This window comes from Bartonella sp. AP72JLCBS (assembly GCF_042195705.1).
In the GTDB taxonomy this organism is placed as follows: Bacteria; Pseudomonadota; Alphaproteobacteria; order Rhizobiales; family Rhizobiaceae; genus Bartonella.
The window spans coordinates 1-933 of sequence record NZ_JBHIOU010000086.1; the positions used below are offsets into that span (position 1 = coordinate 1).

The window sequence follows — 933 nt, forward strand, 5'->3', positions numbered from 1 at the left end:
TCGCAACGATTAGTCGTTGGTTCAATACGCAAAATTTGGACAGCATTATCGGCTTGGTCGATAAATTTGATCATGTCCTTTTCTTCTAATAAAGGACCAGATTTAGCGAGATTTTGTTCTTCATTTTCGCACATCACTAAGAGAATTTCATCAGAATTTATAAACACTGGTTTATTCACAAATGCCTCCATATCAAAATATTAAATACATTTTGAAAAAAACGCCTTGACATAGGTTTTTTTTTTCGGGGTATGGTGCAGTGATAATTGTATTTTATGCATAAGTCAATTAAAATTTTGCATAAAACGCAAAAATAAATCTTAAAATATATAATTAAATTATGCGCTATCCACAATTTGGGAGATGTTTATGAGCGATATAGATAAAAAAATAGAATCTGTTTTTTCATTATTCAATGAAAAAGAGCAGTTAATTATTACTTATTTTGTTTTTAATTTTTTTAATAATTCAAGAAAATCAAGCACCGCTTCTTTGTCAACTGGATCAAGTGATGCACATATTTTCATAAAATCTAAGTCTACTTCTTTGTAAAAACTGGGGGGAGGTTCGTTAAAAAATTCAGAAATCTTTACTAGTTCATCTATGGTTATATCTCGCGTTTTACCATTTTGATAGGTATTAAGCATGCGATTCACTGCTGATGGGTGTAGTTCTAAATGTGATGCTAATAATGTTTGTGCGCCGTGTCCTCGTTCGTTAAGACGCTCTTTAATCCATAGCTTAAGTTTGGACTGAATATCTTGTTCCATGGTTCGTATAATCCTTGAAAATATATTTTTATGCAAATGTGCAAAAATGATAAAAAAGCACAATTTCGTTGACTTATGCATAAAACGCAATTATTTATTGTGCTGTTATGGAGATTACATATGCCTTCGAGATTAATTATAAAATATTTAGGTGGTTTCAAAA

At 30.5% G+C, this 933-nt stretch carries 1 protein-coding gene; it reads right to left on the minus strand.

Going from position 1 to position 933, the window contains the following annotated elements:
• Positions 1 to 440 precede the first annotated feature (440 nt).
• Positions 441 to 770 (minus strand): helix-turn-helix transcriptional regulator, encoded by a 330-nt coding sequence (locus tag ACFILO_RS09525; RefSeq protein ID WP_208439714.1) that lies wholly within the window; start codon positions 768 to 770, stop codon positions 441 to 443.
• Positions 771 to 933 lie beyond the last annotated feature (163 nt).